At 47.3% G+C, this 20,262-nt stretch carries 14 protein-coding genes; 2 read left to right on the top strand and 12 right to left on the bottom strand.

Annotated elements, in window-relative coordinates; translation table 11 throughout:
• Positions 1-87 precede the first annotated feature (87 nt).
• From ABUE20_RS10450 to lexA, 8 genes are all read right to left on the bottom strand, one after another.
• Positions 88-1,659: a methyl-accepting chemotaxis protein gene (locus tag ABUE20_RS10450; RefSeq protein ID WP_408619863.1), complete on the bottom strand. Its 1,572-nt coding sequence runs from the start codon at positions 1,657-1,659 to the stop codon at positions 88-90.
• Positions 1,660-1,908: 249 nt separating this feature from the next.
• On the bottom strand, positions 1,909-3,060 hold the full coding sequence (locus ABUE20_RS10455) for an MFS transporter (protein ID WP_408619864.1): 1,152 nt from the start codon (positions 3,058-3,060) through the stop codon (positions 1,909-1,911).
• A complete protein-coding gene (locus ABUE20_RS10460) occupies positions 3,057-4,397 on the bottom strand; it encodes a PDC sensor domain-containing protein (protein WP_408619865.1) in 1,341 nt (446 codons plus the stop codon). Before ABUE20_RS10460 ends, ABUE20_RS10455 begins: the two co-directional genes overlap by 4 nt.
• Positions 4,394-5,404: a ligand-gated ion channel gene (locus tag ABUE20_RS10465; protein WP_408619866.1), complete on the bottom strand. Its 1,011-nt coding sequence runs from the start codon at positions 5,402-5,404 to the stop codon at positions 4,394-4,396. The genes ABUE20_RS10460 and ABUE20_RS10465 overlap by 4 nt, the downstream gene beginning before the upstream one ends.
• Positions 5,401-6,834, bottom strand: a complete 1,434-nt coding sequence (locus ABUE20_RS10470; RefSeq protein ID WP_408619867.1) for a pyridoxal-dependent decarboxylase — start codon at positions 6,832-6,834, stop codon at positions 5,401-5,403. Before ABUE20_RS10470 ends, ABUE20_RS10465 begins: the two co-directional genes overlap by 4 nt.
• A 258-nt stretch (positions 6,835-7,092) precedes the next feature.
• Positions 7,093-7,557, bottom strand: a complete 465-nt coding sequence (locus ABUE20_RS10475; RefSeq protein WP_408619868.1) for a tRNA (cytidine(34)-2'-O)-methyltransferase — start codon at positions 7,555-7,557, stop codon at positions 7,093-7,095.
• Positions 7,558-7,672: 115 nt separating this feature from the next.
• Positions 7,673-8,995, bottom strand: coding sequence for an MATE family efflux transporter (locus ABUE20_RS10480; RefSeq protein ID WP_408619869.1), 1,323 nt, complete (start codon positions 8,993-8,995; stop codon positions 7,673-7,675).
• A gap of 117 nt (positions 8,996-9,112) precedes the next feature.
• On the bottom strand, positions 9,113-9,784 hold the full coding sequence (gene lexA, locus ABUE20_RS10485) for a transcriptional repressor LexA (RefSeq protein ID WP_408619871.1): 672 nt from the start codon (positions 9,782-9,784) through the stop codon (positions 9,113-9,115).
• Positions 9,785-9,978: 194 nt separating this feature from the next.
• Here lexA and ABUE20_RS10490 point away from each other — a divergent pair, with 194 nt between their 5' ends.
• Together ABUE20_RS10490 and ABUE20_RS10495 are read left to right on the top strand one after the other, a co-directional pair.
• Positions 9,979-10,485 (top strand): hypothetical protein, encoded by a 507-nt coding sequence (locus tag ABUE20_RS10490; RefSeq protein ID WP_408619872.1) that lies wholly within the window; start codon positions 9,979-9,981, stop codon positions 10,483-10,485.
• 98 nt (positions 10,486-10,583) lie between these two features.
• Positions 10,584-11,369: an SDR family oxidoreductase gene (locus ABUE20_RS10495; protein ID WP_408619873.1), complete on the top strand. Its 786-nt coding sequence runs from the start codon at positions 10,584-10,586 to the stop codon at positions 11,367-11,369.
• On the opposite strand, the gene ABUE20_RS10500 is transcribed toward ABUE20_RS10495, so the two are convergent.
• From ABUE20_RS10500 to ABUE20_RS10515, 4 genes are read right to left on the bottom strand one after another with little or no spacing between them, the layout of a single operon-like run.
• A complete protein-coding gene (locus tag ABUE20_RS10500; RefSeq protein WP_408619874.1) occupies positions 11,366-12,793 on the bottom strand; it encodes an efflux transporter outer membrane subunit in 1,428 nt (475 codons plus the stop codon). The genes ABUE20_RS10495 and ABUE20_RS10500 overlap by 4 nt on opposite strands.
• Before the next feature lie 3 nt (positions 12,794-12,796).
• Complete coding sequence (locus tag ABUE20_RS10505; RefSeq protein ID WP_408619875.1) at positions 12,797-15,925, bottom strand: efflux RND transporter permease subunit; 3,129 nt, start codon at positions 15,923-15,925, stop codon at positions 12,797-12,799.
• Position 15,926: 1 nt separating this feature from the next.
• Complete coding sequence (locus ABUE20_RS10510; RefSeq protein WP_408619876.1) at positions 15,927-19,031, bottom strand: multidrug efflux RND transporter permease subunit; 3,105 nt, start codon at positions 19,029-19,031, stop codon at positions 15,927-15,929.
• The gene (locus tag ABUE20_RS10515) at positions 19,028-20,260 is read right to left on the bottom strand and encodes an MdtA/MuxA family multidrug efflux RND transporter periplasmic adaptor subunit (RefSeq protein WP_408619877.1); all 1,233 of its coding nucleotides are present in this window, start codon (positions 20,258-20,260) and stop codon (positions 19,028-19,030) included. The genes ABUE20_RS10510 and ABUE20_RS10515 overlap by 4 nt, the downstream gene beginning before the upstream one ends.
• Positions 20,261-20,262 lie beyond the last annotated feature (2 nt).

The following is a 20,262-nucleotide window of genomic DNA, read 5'->3' on the forward strand; positions in this document are numbered from 1 at the left end:
TGACACGGATAATCCATTTCGAGGGTCTAGGATTTTCCGTGTCATATTGAGACGATAGGAGTATATAACTTGTTTATTACTTAAGACTTAATCATCAACCCGTCGCAACTGTTCCACTAATGAGCACTGATGTTTTAAAGCTTCATTCAGGTTCATACTATTTTCAGCGGTTTCTCTGGCCAGCTGCTCGCACTGCTGGGTTAGACGATGGATTTCATCAACATTATGCTGCACATCATGAGTGACTTGCACCTGTTCTTCAACCGCTGCCGCAATCTGCTGATTTCGATCACTAATCGCGGTGGTCTGATTCAGGCTTTCTTTAAGCTGTTCATTGGCATCTTGAGCCTGATCCATACAGGCATCAGCCAGCGTTTCACCCTGTGAGACAATATCACCAGCCTCAATAGAAACATTACGGATATCTTCAATGACCTGTTGGATCTGCTGGGTCGATGTTTGAGTATTCTGAGCCAGTTTCCGGACTTCATCAGCAACGACGGCAAACCCCCGCCCATGTTCTCCGGCCCGAGCCGATTCGATCGCCGCATTCAGTGCTAACAGATTGGTCTGCTCAGCAATTTTAGAAATCTGGCTAGAACTTTGTTCGATCAAATTACCATAATCTTTCAGTTTACCCATAACCTGTGCAGCTTTATGTAACTGCTGAGCTAATTCACCAATTGAAGCTCCAACCTGCATGGCTCGCTGTGCGGATTCCTGTGAAATTTCAGCTGTCATATTGGCCGCATCAGCAGCCCCTTGAGTATTTTCAGCCATATTCTGAGTGGCTTGTAACATCTGGCCCACCGCCGTTGCAATTTGCTCCGTATCCATGGCCTGTCGACTCAGCTCACCGACAATTTGCTCACTATTTTTTCGGGAAGATTCAGCGGATAACCGAATATGAACACTAGAATCCAAGATCCGGCCAGTCACAGCGTTCAGCTCTGATTGTGACATTTTAAAGGCCAGTTCAATCGCGGCCACATCATCACAGCGACCATGATAGATATAAGCCATAAGCGGGTTTTCAAAAACGGATTTAGACCGGTTCACCAACTTCTTCAACCGTCGAGTGAGACCATACTGCATCAATAAATTCAGGAGTACATAAATAACGGCGGCCACATCCCAATTGCCAAAATAGCCGATCAGAAGCGCGGGAATAAGCATCACCAATGAGCCTAGCATCAATGAACGTGACAGCCCTAATTTGGCCAATCGGATCGTCAGAGGTATATGCGATTTTCGCTGTTGCATCAATTGATACGTGCGCTGTGCTCTTTCGACAAGGGCTCGAACCGGTTTTAATCTAACAGATTGAAATTCAACAATTTTCCCATCACGGATAATCGGGGAAACAAACGCATCGACCCAATAGAAATCACCATTTTTACAGCGATTCTTGACCATGCCCTGCCATGTTTTTCCTGCTTTAACATGCTCCCAGAGATCTTTAAAGGCGGCCTCCGGCATATCCGGATGCCGAACAATATTGTGAGGTTGTCCGACCAGTTCTTGCTCTGTAAATCCTGCAATTTTACAAAAGTCAGGGCTGGCATACGTGATAATACCATTCAGATCCGTTGTAGATAATAGATTACAATGAGCAGAAAACAGAACCTCATGATCTGTTACCGGTGTATTAGTCCGCATATAAAATTCCTACAAGCATCATAGTTGCCGAAATGAAAAAACGGTTACGTACAGATATATATGACCAGAGAGGAATAACACAAATATTAGCTATACTGGGTTATCTTGATAAATTTCTAAAGTCACCGCCAGTAAAATATCAGCATGAGATTAAAATGACATGATTTGAAGCAATTTTATTTCACAATAAAAAATTAAATCAAAATAAAAAAATTATATCTATATAATATAAATTAAATAAAACTTTAATTACTCAAATGTCCTTCTTGGAACAAGAGTTTCGTAAGCAAATAGGATTAATAATCCTGTTCCGAAAGTTACAAAAACAAATGTCATTCCTTCTGAACCAACCGCATCCAACATGGCACCGATAATAAGTAACCCGGTAATGCCTCCCATTGAATCCATCATGGCATAACTCATATTGGCCGACATCTGATCCTGCTGACAAAAACGCTCTCCCATTACCGTAATACCAATGCCATAAATTCCACCCAGACATCCCCCCCACACAAAAAGCAGCGCCAATGCCACACTGTATTCAGCATAAACAGCCAGTGATAAAAACACCGAACAAACCACCGCGCCAAAAACAGCCGCCAAGACCACCACACAGCGATTCAAAAATGACGAGAGCATACTCACCAACATTCCAAGGCTGACCGATCCCAGCATAAAAGTCGTCAGCAGCAGTTGAGCCTCTGATTCGCTCAGCCCATTTTTCAGCCCATAAAGAGTCAAAAAACTAGGCAATCCAAAGAAACCAATACCACCGACAAATGCCGAAACCAGAATAATTTTGGCATGCTTAAACGCAAATCGGAAACGAACCAACCCCACCCCTTGCATCGCCTGCCGCTGCACTCGAAGCACCACACAACAGAGTATCGGGATCAACGTAATCACGGCACTAAAGGCAAATCGCCAGTGCATCGGGATTGGAACTAATTGCAGAACAATCGGCCCCAGCGCAACCCCGCATGATAATGCCGATGAATACAACCCAATCCACATGCCTTTGAGTCGCCCCGATATTGAAATATTTAACCAAGTCTGGACCAGTACCAAAACCATCCCAGATGCCAATCCATAGCAAAATATTAATCCAACCCAAACCGCATAAAACGAACTATAAGTCATAATAAGTAAACTAATCGCTCTCACCAGTTCTAATAAAATAAAAGAACGAATAATTCCAATCTTATTTAAACCGATAGAAATAGGTCGATACAATAATAATGGACCAATAATTTCGAACGCCATTGCCATACCAATTAGAGTATTCCCATATCCTTGTTCATTCATATTTACAGGAATAGTGACATAATTAATCCCTGATGATAACTGCACAATTAAAGCCACCATAATTAGTATGATAGGTATAATTTTATTAATCATCATTTCACCTTATAAAGAGTCCATTCGATCCATAAAGTTGAACTATTTTTTAATTGGATATGGCATCCAAGATTTTCTAACCGAATCAAGGCACTTAAAAGTTTAATTTCAATAGCACTCAATTTAATAAGCTGTTCATATTCAATTTTATACAAAGGGACATTTATTATTCGTATGATCTTAGCGGGTAATAAAAATAGCTGCTTGTGACTGGAATGAAAAACAGAACGGAGTTTCCAGCTATCTAATAATTCAGACGCCATCTCAATTTCAGCCATGACCGGATGATGAATCAGTTGCTCAAATACGTCATATAACGAAAATAATGCCTCCCCCATCGCTTCGGGCCAACAAGCCTGTAACACCTCATTTCCTCGCCAGGTCAGCGTCCCAAGCCGATGCTGGATCAAGCGCTCCTGAAAGTTATTCAGCCACTGCGGAAAATTTCCCCGCTGCGAGGATTCTGATTTTAATAATGAATATTCTCCATATTTTTCAAGTGATTCTAATTTTTGAGTATCCCCGGAATAAGATGGATCTTTCAGTTGATAGAAAAATTTCATCAAGGCAACTAACAAATATCCCTGTCGTTGTAATTTATCTAAATTCAGATCGGATTGTTGATTGATCACCGTAAATAAACGATTTCGGTTAAAATGTGAGCGACGGATCCACCATACGATCAGGCCGACAATAATCCCTAAAAAAACTATGATAATTTTAGCTTTATTAAAAACTTGTTTTATCGGGGCCATCCGAAGATAAAAATTGCCCAACTCCAAATCCATGGCTAATACACCGACAAATCGACCTTGATGATCATAAAAAGGTGCATAAGCACTTATAAATGTTCCCCATTGATCATGATAGGGTATTTTAGATATTCCAATCTGCTGGTTTTTTAACGCCTGATATAACTCATCCGGTGCATCACGATATAACTCCATTAAAGCCGGCGGTTCATCTGCAATTCCATCACCATCATTATCATTTTGAGGGCTTGGATTCACGATAAAATAAACTTTATTATTTTGTAATATACACGTATAAATATATCGAACATCAGCAGCGGCTTTCCGAATACTTTCCATGTGCTGGGCCATTTGCTGATAAACCGGATCAGAGCGGGATGTCGAAGCTGAGAACTGTTCATGTACCGAACCATCCAGAGTCGTAGCCGCAGCCGATACCGTTGAAATCAAACCAATTTTAATCTGTTCTTCCAGAGCATCCATCGACTTGGTATAAAGTAAATAGATGGTCACCCCCAGCAGCAACATAAAAATACTACTCACGACAATGACTTCACTGATATATTGAAAAGGCTTACTGGGTTTCATAAACAATGATTCGCCTCCACCAACAGCGCTACCGCAATGATCGATAACAATGGGAATAAATAGCGGCAGTGATGCACGATTCGGAATGATGTCTTCTGTTTTTCTTCGCGAATTTTGACAAAAACAATCACTAAAATTGCCGTGAAAATACTGACATACCCCAATACCACCATTCGCCCAATAAAGGTGGTATAGGGCAAACGCGGCAACAGACTACTGGTATAAAAAGTGTAAGCGACGACAGTAAGCATCATCGTAAATGACGTCATCAGGCGCTCTGTAAAACCATCGATCCAAAACACTGACCACGATGCAATCAGAATCAGCGATAGCGGCAGCAAAAACTGCCAGATATAGTAATTCGGTTTCCGTTTGGCCTGAATATGAACTTCTAATCGGGAAAAATAACTAGGATGATCATTTTCAATATGGTGATAAACAGACTCCGTCACCCGAGAAACGGGTTTATCCGTCATATCCCATTCACTAATGGTCTGATTCTCCAGCGCCTCTAAAAATACCGAAACATGGCGAAAAGAGAGCTGTGACTTTTCATAAGAAAATGGCTCCATAATGATATCAAACGACTGCTGATCAAATGGGAACTTCCGAAAATCCATGGCCGTGGTAAACGTTCCGCTAAAACGTTCGTTGTAGATCACCCCTCCGGCTGCCGTTAAAACCAACCGTTTATTGGCCGTCTGACGTTTCCCGATAATATTAATAAATTCGAATGCGGGCACCCATAACCCACTTTTAATCAGGGTATCGACACAACTATTCTCACAAATTTTCTCACCTTGAGCAGGGAAAAAAGCAGAAGGCTGATCCAGTTTCCAACTGGTCACCAAATATCCATCGATCTGGTAAGTTTGATCTACCGTATTCACGCCATATATCTTATTAATCGAAATCGAGGTATCGACCAAGGGTTGAGCACGCACCGACATGGGATAATACAGCATCAAAGTCAATATCAATCCCATCCACCGTTTCAGGTTCATCATGCGTTATCTCCCGGAAATGGCGCATGTTCCTGCGTAGATGCCTCACGAAACCGCTCTGAAAATGCTCCGGGGGCCGCCAATGCACATAACAGTTCATCAAGTGATGAGCGAGTCACATGACTCAGCACCACAACATGACTCATCGAATACCGGTACCCCTGATGGACCCAACTATCCTGTGCCAGCGAAAAGCGGGTAATAATAGGAACATCTGGAGAACTGAAACAAACAATATTGCTATGCGGAGCCCTCGGCATGACCTTGAGAACCCGACCACTCGGATCAAGTTGCTGAAATAATCGAATTAACTGTTCACTCAAATATTCAGTATGATTAGCATTATTCAAAGCCAAATGCCGTAACCCAAATTCCCCTAACGCAGCTAATCGTTCCCACAGAAATAAGGCATACAATCCCTGACGCGATCCGGATATGGTCGAATCCCGGCTCGCAATGTAGGAGGGATGAAAACTGGAACCAATCTTATAACGCGACTGCATCAGATAAATCCCGCAGGCCCACGGTGCTCCCAACCATTTGTAAGGGCTGGCGCAAATCGACATTACTTCCGGATGACGAAACTCAAATGGATCCTCAGCGAGTTCAAAAGGATCCGCATGTAAATAAGGGGAAAAGTTAGCCCCCAAGGCACCATCCACATGGATCCAGTAGCGGCGATCATTATTTCGGTTACATCCAAGGATCGGTTTTAAGCGATTCAGGATCCGGGTGGTTGCATCGCTGCCACCGGTAAACGTTGTTCCATGATTTAACAACAGAATGATGGGATAATGGGCATCAATAAAAAACCGCACCAGTATTTCCAACGATTTCTCATGTACCGCGCCCGTATCGTCCACCGGTAACCGCTGCTGCCAGTTTCGCCCCGGAAGTGGACAAGGCCCAAGTGTCGGCCCTATCTCATTAAACACTGGAATTCGTAAAATCTGGCAAGCTTTAAAAACAGAGTAGTGTGTTGCTTGCGAACAAATCAGTACCGGAGGTAACACCGTTTTAACGGCAGGCTGAGATGGACTAATCGCCTCTCCACAGAGGTAATCCCGAGCATTCCACAGCGCAAATAAATTCCCTTCGGTGGACCCCATGGCCGTGGTATATCCCCAATAGCGCCGCCGCTGTGCCGGATGCTGAAAGTGCCATAATCGAGCATAATATTCCACCACCGCGCGCTCAAATGGCTTAGCATTGATGCGGTATGACCCTTCATCATAGCCATCCCCTAAATTCACCAAATTCAGGGATAAAAACCGCATTAACGAGTTGGGAAAAGAAACATCCTGATTGGTCTGATAACCTAAAAAATTTTGCTTGAGCGCTTCCATTCGAGCGCCATATTCCGCCAAAATGGCCTTTCTTTTAACTGCTGGTAAACCACGTTCTTCAATGACCAGCTGAGCATCAATATCCATATACCCTTCACCATGATCGACTTCATGATTAAATTAACGGAAGTGAATACGAATAACGCGGGTAAAACCACGCAAAGATCTGGTTGAAAGATGAAGATTTCGAAACAAAGGAAAAACAGAACAGAGATTAAAAACCGTCTCCGATATATCCCCCACATTCACTCATTCAGGGGCTGTGCGGCCTCATCGCTAGCGAAGAAAGTCAGCTCACCGCACAACATTTAGCCAATACCGGAGATCGGCTAAGCACACCATTGATTACTGACCGCCCGCGAAACCTTGTTGACGCCAGGCTTCATAACTAATCACCGCCACCGAATTAGAAAGATTCAGACACCGACTATTGGGTTGCATCGGAATACGGATCCGCCGTTCAGGGGCAATCGATGCCATCACTTCAGGCGCTAACCCATGCGTTTCAGCCCCAAAAAGTAACACATCATCATTCTGATACTGGATCTCAGTATAAGGACGACTGCCTTTGGTTGTACAAGCCAAAATCCGTCGCTCTCCCATCGCTTTAGCAAACTCATCGTAATTCGGATAAATAGTCAAATTCACTAAATCATGATAATCCAGACCAGCCCGACGTAATTTTTTCTCTTCTAAATCAAAACCTAACGGTTCAATGAGATGTAATTTGCTCCCATTATTGGCCGCCAAACGAATAATATTTCCACAATTAGGCGCAATTTGTGGCTCAAACAAAGCAATATGGAACACAATAAGCCTCACGAATAAACATCAGCAGCGCAGTATAACGCGATGCTCCGTGACTGCAAATTAGCTAAGACGATTAACCTTGAGTGATGATTGGGCCACACTCGACGTTTCGGGATCAGCGAAACCAAGTTTTATGGTATTTCAGATAATGCGCTATCAACGTAACACCGCGAGCCAACATGAAACAACTTAGCGCAAACCATAACCCATGATTGCCCCAGGAACGGGTCAGCCACCAGACCGGGAAAAAAACGACAAATGCCGAAACCAGCATCCCGTTTCGCATAATCCGCCCTTGAGTCACCGCGATATACACACCATCAAAAATATAACTGGAGACAGCAATCACCGGCATAATCACCAGCCAAGGTAAATAATCTGCCGCCTGTTCACGGATCAGTTCAATACTGGTTAATCCGGCAATAATCGATTTACCAGCCCCCCAATAAATCAGTGAAAATCCCAGGCTTACCCCAACGGCTACCTTACAGGTTCGTCGAACACACTGCTCAAGCTGTGCCCGGTTTTGTTGTCCCATCGCATGTCCTGCCAGTGCTTCAACCGCATAAGCGAAGCCATCCAGAGCATAAGAGGTAAATACCATAAAATTCATCAGAACCGCATTGGCAGCCACGATCAACGTCCCCAGTTTGGCCCCTTCAAAAGTGATAAACCCAAAACATAACTGTAATGCCAGCGTTCTTAAAAAAATATCTCGATTCAGGCGCAACAAATGCCACAATTTATGCCAATGAACCTGTAGTGTTTTTGACTGGGGTAATAGCGATACCCCCAAATGCTTCCAGGCTCGCCACAATAACCAAACCCCACCGATGGCCCCTGCGTAATCGGCAATTAACGAAGCCCCCGCAGCTCCGGCAACCCCCCAGTGAAATCCCATCACAAAGATTAAGTCCAGAGAAATATTAATCACATTCATCCAAATCAGTAGCGTCATCGGAGCTTTGGCCCGTTTCATCCCCAATAGACATCCCAACGTGGCATAATGCATCAAGGCGGCCGGAGCCCCCCAAATTCGGATCTGATAATAGATATGCGCGTAATAGGTCACCTGTCCATCGGCATCCGACAGCAATGCCGCAAGTTGCCAGATCGGCCATTGCAGCACAATGAGGACAATGGCAATTCCCCAGCCCAACAATGCCGACTGCCGCCAGGTATCCACAGCCTGCTGATAATCAGCACGCCCCATTGCCTGCGCAACAACCCCAGTGGTCGACATTCGTAAAAAACCGGATAGCCAGAAGATAAAGCTGACCACCGTTGAGCCAATAGCGACGCCCCCCAAATAATAACTATAAGGAAGATGTCCGATCACCGCCGTATCGACCAGCCCTAACAGGGGCACTGTTACGTTGGATAAAATCATCGGAATAGCAATCGAAAAAATAGCCCGATAGGACAGCATTGCGGACATAGCAAATCCCTTGCACTGAAAAGTCAGCCCTAGAACAGGCGCTGAAGGACTGCTGAACTTTCGTGCCGGGGTTTATCCCCACGAAAGTTCAACAGATCGCTAGATTAAATAGAAAAATTACAGCCAGTCTGAATTACGAATAATCCCCACAGCCAAACCTTCAATCGTTAGTTCTTCGCAGCTGAGATCCACTTCAATGGGTTGATAGTCTTGGTTTTCAGGATGCAGAAACACATGATTATTTTTCCGCTCAAAACGTTTCACGGTCACATCATCCCCGACCCGGGCCACGACCACCTGACCATTCGTCACATCCTGCGTTTTATGCACCGCTAACAGGTCGCCATCCATAATTCCAATTTCTTTCATACTTTCCCCCTGCACCCGCAATAGAAAATCAGCTCGGGGATGAAACAAAGCCGGATCGACGGCATAATGCGATTCAATATGTTGCTGCGCTAAGATAGGTGCTCCAGCAGCCACTTGACCAATCAACGGCAAACCACTTTCATCATTAGCGGCTTCAACATCTGGAAGAGACGTTGCATGAGCCTCTGATACAACTTCAGGGGATTCAGTTTCGACCAGACGTACTCCCCGCGATGCACCGGGGATCATTTCGATCACACCTTTACGGGCCAGCGCTTTTAGATGCTCTTCAGCCGCATTCGCGGAGCGAAACCCCAATTGTTTGGCAATTTCAGCACGGGTAGGCGGCATCCCGGTTGAATGGATATGCGATTTTATAAGTTCAAGAACCTGACTCTGACGCTTGGTAAGTGCTTTCATGATAAACCTGTTTTTTTATACAGCAACTGTTAGTATATACAGTGGTTTAGCAAGTGCAACTTTTTCTGTCGTTACAATCAATTAGACCGCGTCCCCTTGCAATATCATCCATACCGCTCAAAATGCGGACAAAGTCATAGCTTTTTCTGAGTTTGGCGATATTATGTTCAAGTTCAAAAGAAAGGCAACCAGACATGATAATTGTAACCGGACAGGTCGCAGCTCTCGGGCACCAGAACTTAACGATTTGTCCTCATGCTCATTCGCATACTATTCGATGTAGTTATATCCAGATGCAGCATGGTCCTATTATCGAAGGGCCACTCCAAATGGATGAAACCATTTATGAAGCCCTTCAAAGTGGCCGAATGATGACAATTGCCATTTATCCCGGAGGGTTATTCTTTCGCCGTTCCGTGCAAAGTGTTCGCTTTAGCCATGGGGATGTCGTCTGCAATCGGGAAGCCATCTTTAAGCGTTTCTTCACATTGGCCACATCCATGAGCATTGTCCTTTATGGATTGATCTATGGCTACTTCAGTCAATTAATCGATTCAGAAAGTGGCTTTCGAGCGGCGGGAGTCGGTCTGATCCTGTGGGTCATGCTAACCAGTTTTGCTTGGCTGCGTCTGCAACGTGGTCGTTACTGGTTACGTCTACGACACCGATTATCCCATTTTACCCATCATTTTCATGAGTGACCGTTACCCTTCTCATCGGATAAAAAGTAGCCCTTTGCCATCATAATGCATACACTGTTCAAGCGCGAATCATCCACTCAAGTCATTAAGGAGCGCGAATGGATCTTGGACTTCAAAATAAGCGGGCTCTCGTTCTAGCCTCATCTCAAGGGTTAGGGCTGGGAATCGCAAAAACACTAGCCGCTGAAGGTGCTCAGGTGATATTAACCGGCCGCAGCCCTGAATTATCCACGCTAGCTTTGCAACTCGATGCCACATTTCCCGGGCAAGTTTTGGCCTGTCCTCTGGATTTAGCCCAGCCGGACTGCGTAGCCACCCTATCCACGTTTGTAGCAAGTCAATTCGGTCAACTGGATATTCTGATTAATAACTGTGGCGGTCCCCCAGTCGGTGACATCACATCGATTACTACAGAACAATGGCTACAACAATTTCAAATGATGGTGCTGCGGATCATCGAGATCACCAATACCTTTCTACCGGCCATGCGGGCTCAAAAATGGGGACGGATCCTAACGGTATCCTCCATCAGTGTCGAACAACCTATCGATAATCTGGGATTATCCAATACCTTACGCAGTGCACTGGTCGGCTGGTCAAAAACCCTAGCCAATGAAGTCGCGGCAGATGGGATCACCTGTAATCTGCTGTTACCGGGACGCATCCAAACCTCGCGTGTCGAACAACTCGATCAAACCCGAGCCCAGCAGCAGAATCGCCCGCTCGAAGCCATTCAACAACAGGCTCTGAGCCATATTCCAATGCACCGTTATGGCCAAGTCGAAGAATTTGCCGCCACTGCCGCCTTTTTAGTCAGCGAACTGGCCAGTTATATCACCGGCAGCAAAATTCGCTGTGACGGTGGCGCAATTCGTACCGTTTAATCCTTTGCGAACGACACTGGCTTCTGCCCTGGAAGCTGGTGTTTATTCCACCCTCCGCCCAGCGCGACAATCAACTGCACACTGGTTACTAACTGTGTCTGCACCAGCTGTAGTAAATTTTGCTGCGAACTAAGACTGGTCGCCTCAGTGGTTGCAACATCCAGATAATCAATCATCCCCGCCTGAAACTGATTATACGTGAGATGGGCTGATTGTTGCGCAGCATCCGTCGCTAGCCGCTGCGCGTTTAATTCGTGCGTTAATACAGACATTTCCACCAGATAGTTTTCGACCTCTTCTAAAGCGGATAACACCTGCTGGCGATAATTCGCCACCTGCGCATCATAGGCTGCACGAGCCTCTTCCACCTGTGCCCGAGTTCTTCCAAAATCAAAAACAGTCCCGCTTAGCTCAGGTCCGACCGACCAAACCCGGGAAGGGAGTGAAAAGAGATTTCGAAATACAGAGTTTTCAGTTCCCCCACTCGCCGATAGCGTCAAATCCGGAAAATATCCGCTCATCGCCACCCCAATAGCGGCATTGGCCGCAGCGACCGAGCGTTCAGCGTAAGCGATATCCGGCCGTCGCTGTAAAAGCTGAGAGGGAACTCCGGCCGGAATCACCGGCAACTGATAGTGAAATTCTTTAGCCGGAAGTGAAAACACAGCCGGAGGCTTACCGATCAGCACCGCAATCGCATGTTCCAACTGTGCTCGTTGCCAGGTCAGATCCAACATCGAGGCCTGAACCGAATGCAATTGACTCTGAGCCTGAGCCACCGATGCCCGCGGCTCTTTGCCTCCCCGGTACTGATTTTCGACCACTTTTAGATAACGCTGATAGATAGCGATATTGGTTTGATACAACCGAATCCGCTCATCCATAATCCGAAGCCGGAAATAATCTTGGGCTAACTCCGACTGAGCACTGAGTGTCGCAGAGGCCAGATCGGCGGCACTCGCCTGCGCATTCGCTTGCTGCTGCTCACGGGTGCGCCGAAGTTTCCCCCAAAGATCGACCTCCCAACTGACCGAAGCATTGGCCGACCAGTTATTCCCCACCCGGCCACTACTCCGAGAACGCGAACCACTGCCCGAGGCACTCAGCGACGGGTATAAATTTGCCCCGGCTTCCGCAGCCAGCGCCCGAGCTTGACGATACTGCGCGGTATACTGCGCCACATTTTGGTTATTAATTTCAACCTGAGCCAATAACGTCGCCAGATCCGGATCCTGATACACGTTCCACCACGGCCCTTTATGCTGTTGATCCTGAGGGGTTGCCTGAACCCAACCTTTGGCCTCTTTATACTGTGGAGCCAGTGGCGCTTTCGGAACCTGATAATCCGGCCCTAACGCCGAGCATGCACTTAACAACGCCGCCATAATGAACAAGCTAATTCGTTTTAGTTGATTTGCTGCCATAAATCACTCACCTACCTGAGAAGACGGCTCGGACCGAGCATGACGCCGAATGTAACGATTCCATAAATGACGGGTACCCTGACTCATTTTATCCATATAGATATACACAACGGGGGTGGTATACAGCGTTAAGATCTGGCTGACCACCAACCCACCGCAGATCGCAATCCCCAGTGGACGCCGTAAATCAGCATCACCGCCACTGTCCAACACCATCGGCAATGCACCAAAAAATGCCGCCAACGACGTCATCAAGATCGGCCGGAAACGCTTAATACACGCTTCAAAGATCGCATCTTTCGGAGCCAATCCATGCTGGCGCTGCGCATCCAAGGCAAAATCGATCATCATAATGGCATTCTTTTTTACAATCCCAATCAGCAGCAAAATTCCAATCACAGCGACCACGGTCAGCGGCGTATGGGTCATCTGCATCAACAATAAAGCCCCAAGACCGGCAGAAGGCAGTGTCGAAAGGATGGTCAGCGGGTGCACATAACTCTCATACAACATCCCCAACACAATATAAACCGCTGCCAACGCGGCTAAAATCAACAGCGGGATCTGCTGAATAAAACTTTGCGAAATCTGAGCATTACCGGCATAACTGGCCGAAATGGTTCCCGGCAGCGCAATCTGTTGCAGCGCCTGGTGAATGGCTTGCTGCGCCTGTGCCAAGGTAACGCCATCCGCAGTATTAAAAGCAACAGTCACTGTTGCCGAATGCCCCTGATGAGCCACCGATAACGGTGCATTACTACTCTCTATATGCGTGAAGGCCTGCAACGGCACCACTTTTCCGGCATCTGTGACGATATGCATCTGCTGGAGCATCTCACTGTTACTGACATAATCATCCGTCAGTCCCATCACCACATAATATTGGTTGAGGCTCTGATACATAGTTGCTATCTGACGCTGACTAAATGAATTATTGAGCAATGCATCCAGATCTCGCACCGAAATTCCCAACCGCTTTGCCGCATCCCGATCAATCACTAACCGAATTTCCTGACCACCATCTTGTAAATCAGAAGTCACGCCACTTAATTCCGGCAATGCGGTCAGTGCCTCTTTAACCCGGGGAGCCCACTGCCGCAACAAATCCAGATCATCGGCCTGCAAACTCAGTTGATAACTGGCATCGGCACTACGGCCTCCAAAGTGCAAATCACCCACCGCCATTAGAAATAATTTACCATCTGCCATAGTTTTTGCTTTCATATACAGTCGGTTTGCCACTTCCTGAGCACTCGCTTGACGCTGGCTTTCCGGTTTTAGACGGACAAAAAAACGTCCGCTGTTACGTGTACCGCGGTGACTGCTGGAAATAGACGCCATCACACTGGCCACCGCCGGATCATCCCGAATCATCTTGGAATATTTAATCAAGCGCGGTTTCATCAATGCAAATGAAGTACTCTGATCGGAACGGACAGCACCAAACAATAGCCCAGTATCCTGATCGGGGAAAAATCCCTTCTGCACCACCACATATAGATAACCGTTAAGCACAATCGTGGCCAGTAACACCAATAACGTCAACCGCCGGTGTACCAATAAAACTCGGAGCGAACGCTGATAGCCGTTCTGCAAAGCTTTCAGCGCCATTTCAATCATTCGGTATAATCGAGGTTGAGATGATCGCGGCGGTGCCCGTCGCAACAACCGCGAGCAGAGCATTGGCGTCAACGTTAACGACACCACCATCGAGATCAACAACGCAACGGTTAATGTGACGGCAAACTCCTGAAACAATCGGCCAACGATGCCGCCCATCAACAATAATGGGATAAACACCGCCACCAGCGATAGCGTCATAGATAACACGGTGAATCCGACCTCTTTCGAACCCCGCAGTGCCGCCCGAACCGGGCCGAATCCTTCTTCCAGATTTCGGGAAATATTCTCAAGCACGACAATGGCATCATCGACGACAAAACCAGTCGCCACAATTAAAGCCATCAAGGACAAATTATCCAGGCTGTATCCCAGCAAATACATCACCGCAAAAGTGCCGACCAGCGAAATGGGCAATGCTAATGCCGGGATCAGCAGTGCCCGAATGTTCCGCAAAAAGATAAATACCACCGCTATCACCAGTGCAATAGCGATGAGCAACGTGCGTTCGGTTTCATGCAGCGACGACACAATAGTAGGGGATCGATCCATCGATACCACCAATCGCGCACCCTGCGGCAGCAGTTTACGAAATGTCGGCAACTGAGCTTTAATCGCTTCAATGGTCGACAACATATTCGCACCTGAAGCCAGCGTCACCCCGATATTCACTGCCGGCTGATTATTGTAATAAGCCACGTTATATTCGTTCTGAACACCGTTACGAACATTGGCGATATCCCGCAGGTAGATGGCTGCCCCCTCTTTGTAAGCAATCACTAACTTACGATAAGAATCAACATCCGTCAGTTGATCGTTGGTATTTACCATCCAGGCATAACGTTGCCCCTGAAGAATCCCCTTGGGTTGATGATCGGTTGCCTGAGCAATCGCCCGACGCACCGTTTCCAACGAGATCCCATAATGAGTCAACGCCTGTGGATGGACATCGATCCGGATCGCCGGAAGCGCACTACCAAACAACGACACCGAACCAACCCCCGGAACCTGAGCCATCCGAGTTTCTAGATTATTTGAGACAAACTGATACAGCTCACCCGTAGATAATGAATCGGAAGTCAACGTCAGCATCATCACCGGCGCCGATGAAGGGTTGATCTTGCGATAGGTTGGCAGCGAGCTCATGGCACTCGGCAGCAGGCTGCGAGCAGCATTAATAGCGGCCTGCACATCTCGGGCCGCCCCGTTAATATCTCGATTTAAGTCAAACTGCAGAATCACTTCCGTAGACCCTTGCGAGCTAGAGGAAGTCATTTCATTGACGCCGGCAATCTGGCCTAGAGCACGTTCCAAAGGTGTAGCCACCGTTGCCGCCATCGTGGCCGGAGAAGCCCCGGCCAAATTAGCACTAACCACAATAACCGGAAATGAGACCGAAGGGAGCGGAGCAACCGGCAATAACCGAAATCCCAGCACCCCTAACAACATCAATGCCAGCGTCAGCAGCCAGGTAGCCACCGGACGGAAGATGAACAACCGGGATAAATTCATCTTAATGCTCCCGGCTCGCCCGGCGACGGCGCGTAAAACGATCAAAAAACAGATAGATCACCGGTGTTGAAAACAAGGTCAGTAACTGACTGAGTAGCAAGCCTCCCACGATCACGAGCCCCATCGGCTGGCGTAATTCGGCCCCCGATCCATGAGCAAACATCAGGGGCAGAGCCCCGAGCAAAGCGGCCATCGTCGTCATCAAAATGGGGCGAAATCGTAGCAGACACGCTTGATGAATCGCATCTTTGGGAGACAAGTGTTCCTCATGCTCCGCTTCCAGGGCAAAGTCGATCATCATAATGGCATTTTTCTTCACAATCCCGATCAGCAGAATAATCCCGATTAAAGCGATCAAACTAAACTCGGTATTGGTAAAACGCAGCGCCAGAAAAGCCCCGATAGCTGCCGTCGGTAACGTGGTCAAAATCGTCACCGGATGGATGAAGCTCTCATATAACACCCCTAGCACGATATACATCGTCACCAGTGCCGCCAGAATCAAATAGAGCGTATTTCCTGAAGAACGGCTAAAGGCATCGGCCGATCCCTGATAATTCAGGGTCATACTCACCGGCATCTGGAGTTGATGGGTCAACTGCGCCAACGCTGACTGCGCATCTTCCAGTGAGTAACCCTCAGCCAGATTAAACGACACCGTCACCGCCGGCAGTTGACCTAAGCGGGCCTTCATCAGTGCCCCAGTGGTTTCAGTTACCGAAGCCAGATCGGTCAGGCGCACCATTGGGGTAGTCGTATTAGTACTGTCACTACTCCGGGTCCCGGCGACATAAATATGATCCAAATCGGCCGGGCCTCGTTGCTGTTGCGGCTGAACTTCCAACACCACCCGATACTGATTTGACTGGGTAAAAATCGTTGAAATCAACCGTTGCCCATAGGCATTGTAGAGTGCGGTATCAATGTCCTGAGCCGAAATTCCATACCGCGCGGCAATATCCCGATGAATATGCAACGATAAAACGCGTCCCAACTGATCCAAATTACTCACGACCGCTTTAAATTCAGGGCGCTGCTGCATGGCTTGAACCAATTTCGGTGTCCACCCGGCTAACTGAGAGCCATCGGTATCACTTAAAATAAATTGATACTGGCTGGGTGTGATCTGATCATCCACCGTCAGATCCTGCAGAGCTTGTAGATACAGTTGGATCCCGGGAACATCGGCGACCTCCTGCTGCAAACGTTGAATAATCGCAGGTGCTCGATCACTGCGGTGAGCAAAACTCACCAGATTGATCTGCAGCATACCTCGGTTCAAACTGGTATTTTGACCATCTACGCCAATCGTCGAACTAATACTGCTGACATCCGGATCCTTCAATAATCGCTGCACCACAGCCTGCTGACGAGCGGCCATTTCGGTATAGGATACATCCGCCGAGGCTTTGGTAATGCCTCGCAAAACCCCGGTATCCTGCGCCGGGAAAAACCCTTTGGGCACCCATAAATACAAAGCGACCGTGATAAAAAATAAACTGACGATAATCATCAGCGCTACTCGTTGATACTTAAAAACAACGTTTAGCCCCCGATCATATAAATTGAGTAAGCGGTCAAAAAACTCCCCGCCTTTCTTATAAAAACGACTTTGCTGAGACAGTGGGATATACTTTAAAAAATAAGCACATAGCATCGGGGTTAAGGTCAGAGAAATCACCATCGACACTAAAATGGCGACCGCCAATGTAATCGCAAATTCTCGGAATAATCGGCCGACGACATCCCCCATAAACAGCAATGGGATCAATACCGCCACCAGCGAAAACGTCAGCGAAATAATGGTAAACCCAATCTCCTTCGACCCTTTAAAAGCCGCCTCCAAAGGCGTCAGGCCCTTTTCCAGATGCCGCGAAATGTTTTCAACCACCACAATCGCATCATCGATGACAAAACCAGTCGCAATCGTCAGTGCCATTAGCGTCAAGTTATTGAGGCTAAATCCGGCCAGATACATCACCCCAAAAGTACCAATCAGCGATAGCGGCACCGCCACACTGGGAATAAAAGTGGCCGCAAGATTCCGTAAAAACAGAAAGGTCACCATAATCACCAGTGCAATCGATAGCATCAGCTCAAACTGCACATCCTCAATCGAGGCCCGGATAGTTTGGGTTCGATCCGATAAAATCGTCAATTTCACACTACCGGGAAGTAAAGTTGTCAGCGTCGGCAACTGCTGCTTAATTCGATCCACCACCGCAATGACATTGGCTCCCGGCTGGCGTTTCACCTGAATAATAATGGCAGGTTGACCATTGGCCGTCGCGGATAAGTATTGGTTTTCACTGCCCTCGGTCACTGTAGCGACGTCTTTAATTCGCAGTGGCGAACCATTTTCATATTTAAGGATCAAACGGGCATATTCACTGGCACTGCGGAGCTGGTCATTGGCATCGATGCTGATCGAGTGATATTTACTATCGAATCCACCTTTAGAGCCATTGACGTTACTCTCATTAATCAAGGTATAAATATCATTCAGTGTCAGCTGGTGAGCCGCTAATACCCGAGGATCCGCCTGGATCCGAATCGCCGCCTGATGCCCCCCCGCCAGCGTCACCATCCCGACCCCAGAAATTTGCGATAACTTCAGCGCAATCCGAGAGTTAATCAGATCCTGTAATTTCACGAGGGATAGTGTTTTGGAAGTCGCGGCAATCGTAATCACGGCCGTATCCGCTGGATTCACTTTTTTATAGGTCGGAGGATTCGGCAGATCGTCCGGCAACAAATTATTAGCCGAATTAATCGCCGCCTGTACTTCCTGCTCGGCGACATCTAGCGACAACGACAAATTAAATTTTAACGTAATCACCGAAGCGCCACCGGAACTGGTCGAATACATTTGATTCAGCCCCGACATCTCGCCTAACTCACGCTCTAGCGGCGCCGTCACCGAAGTTGCCATCACATCGGGACTCGCGCCGGGATACAGAGTCGTCACCTGAATCGTGGGATAATCGACTTCAGGCAATGCAGAAATCGAGAGTTGTCGGTAAGCGATCACTCCGGCCAATAGGACTGCAACCATTAGCAAAACCGTTGCAACAGGCCTTCGAATAAATAGACGGGATGGATTCATTGAGCCGCCTTTTTCAAGGTCAGCACATTCACTTTGGCTCCCTCAGACAAATCATCCACTCCGGTGGTTACCACTCGCTCTCCGGCCTGAACGCCTTTTAAGATCACCACCCGATCATCACCGTTGTTCGGCCCGCGAACAACTAACCGTTTATGGACTTTGGATTCGCTATCCACCACAAACACAAAATCGCCCTCGCTATTGAGCTGCAATGCCGCCTGAGGGATCACCACGGCTTGTTTCAAGGTTTGCAACTGTAACTGAGCATTCACAAACTGATTCGGATACAGCTTCGAATCCTGATTATCAAACAGCGCTTTGAGTTTCACCGTCCCGGTATCGGTATCAATCTGGTTACTGATATACTTCAGCTGGCCCGAGGCAATCTTCTGAACCCCATTCTGATCATAAGCATCAACCGTATAGCTCTGACCACGGCGGACCCCTTGTAAGAGCGACTGTAATCGGGCCTGAGGAATACTAAATGTCACCGCAATTGGCTGGGTTTGAGTAATGGTCACGATTTCGGTGGAATCGCTACTCACCAAATTTCCTGGATCAATGGTTCGTAGCCCGACATAGCCACTGATAGGCGCCCGGATATTGGCATAATCGATATTCAGCCGCGCCGCTCGAATCTGCGCTTTATCGGCGAGTACAGTGCCCTCGTACTGACCAACGCTCGCCTGTTGATCTTGCAAATCCTGCTGTGATAGCGAATCCTGCTGAAATAATTTTTGATAGCGAGCCAGTGTCTGACGAGCATTTTTCAACAGCGCCTGATTTTGCTGCAAATCCCCTTGATACTGCGCCAATGAAGCCTGATAACTGCGATCATCAATTTGTGCCAATCGCTGCCCTTTTTTGACATACTGTCCTTCATCAAAAAAGACCTGTTGTAATTCACCGGTCACCCGGCTGGTCACCGTCACCGTTTTATTGGCTTGTACGGTACCTAACGCATGCAAATACACATCGACGTCAGCTAACGATGCTTTTCCAACATACACCGAGCTGGTCATTCCCCCAAAAGGCCCACCAAAACGTCGATGTCCCGTCGTCGCCGGAGGCGTACCACGCCCTGAAGCCACCGCCGTTGCAGGAGATTTATCGGTAGTCATAAAATATCGCCAACCGAATCCAAGGATCACAACCATCACAATGGCAATGACTAAAATCCAAACCACACTATTGCCAGAACAACGCCGAAAGGAAGAACGCATTATCATTT

The organism is Celerinatantimonas marina, from assembly GCF_046054165.1.
Taxonomy (GTDB): Bacteria; Pseudomonadota; Gammaproteobacteria; order Enterobacterales; family Celerinatantimonadaceae; genus Celerinatantimonas.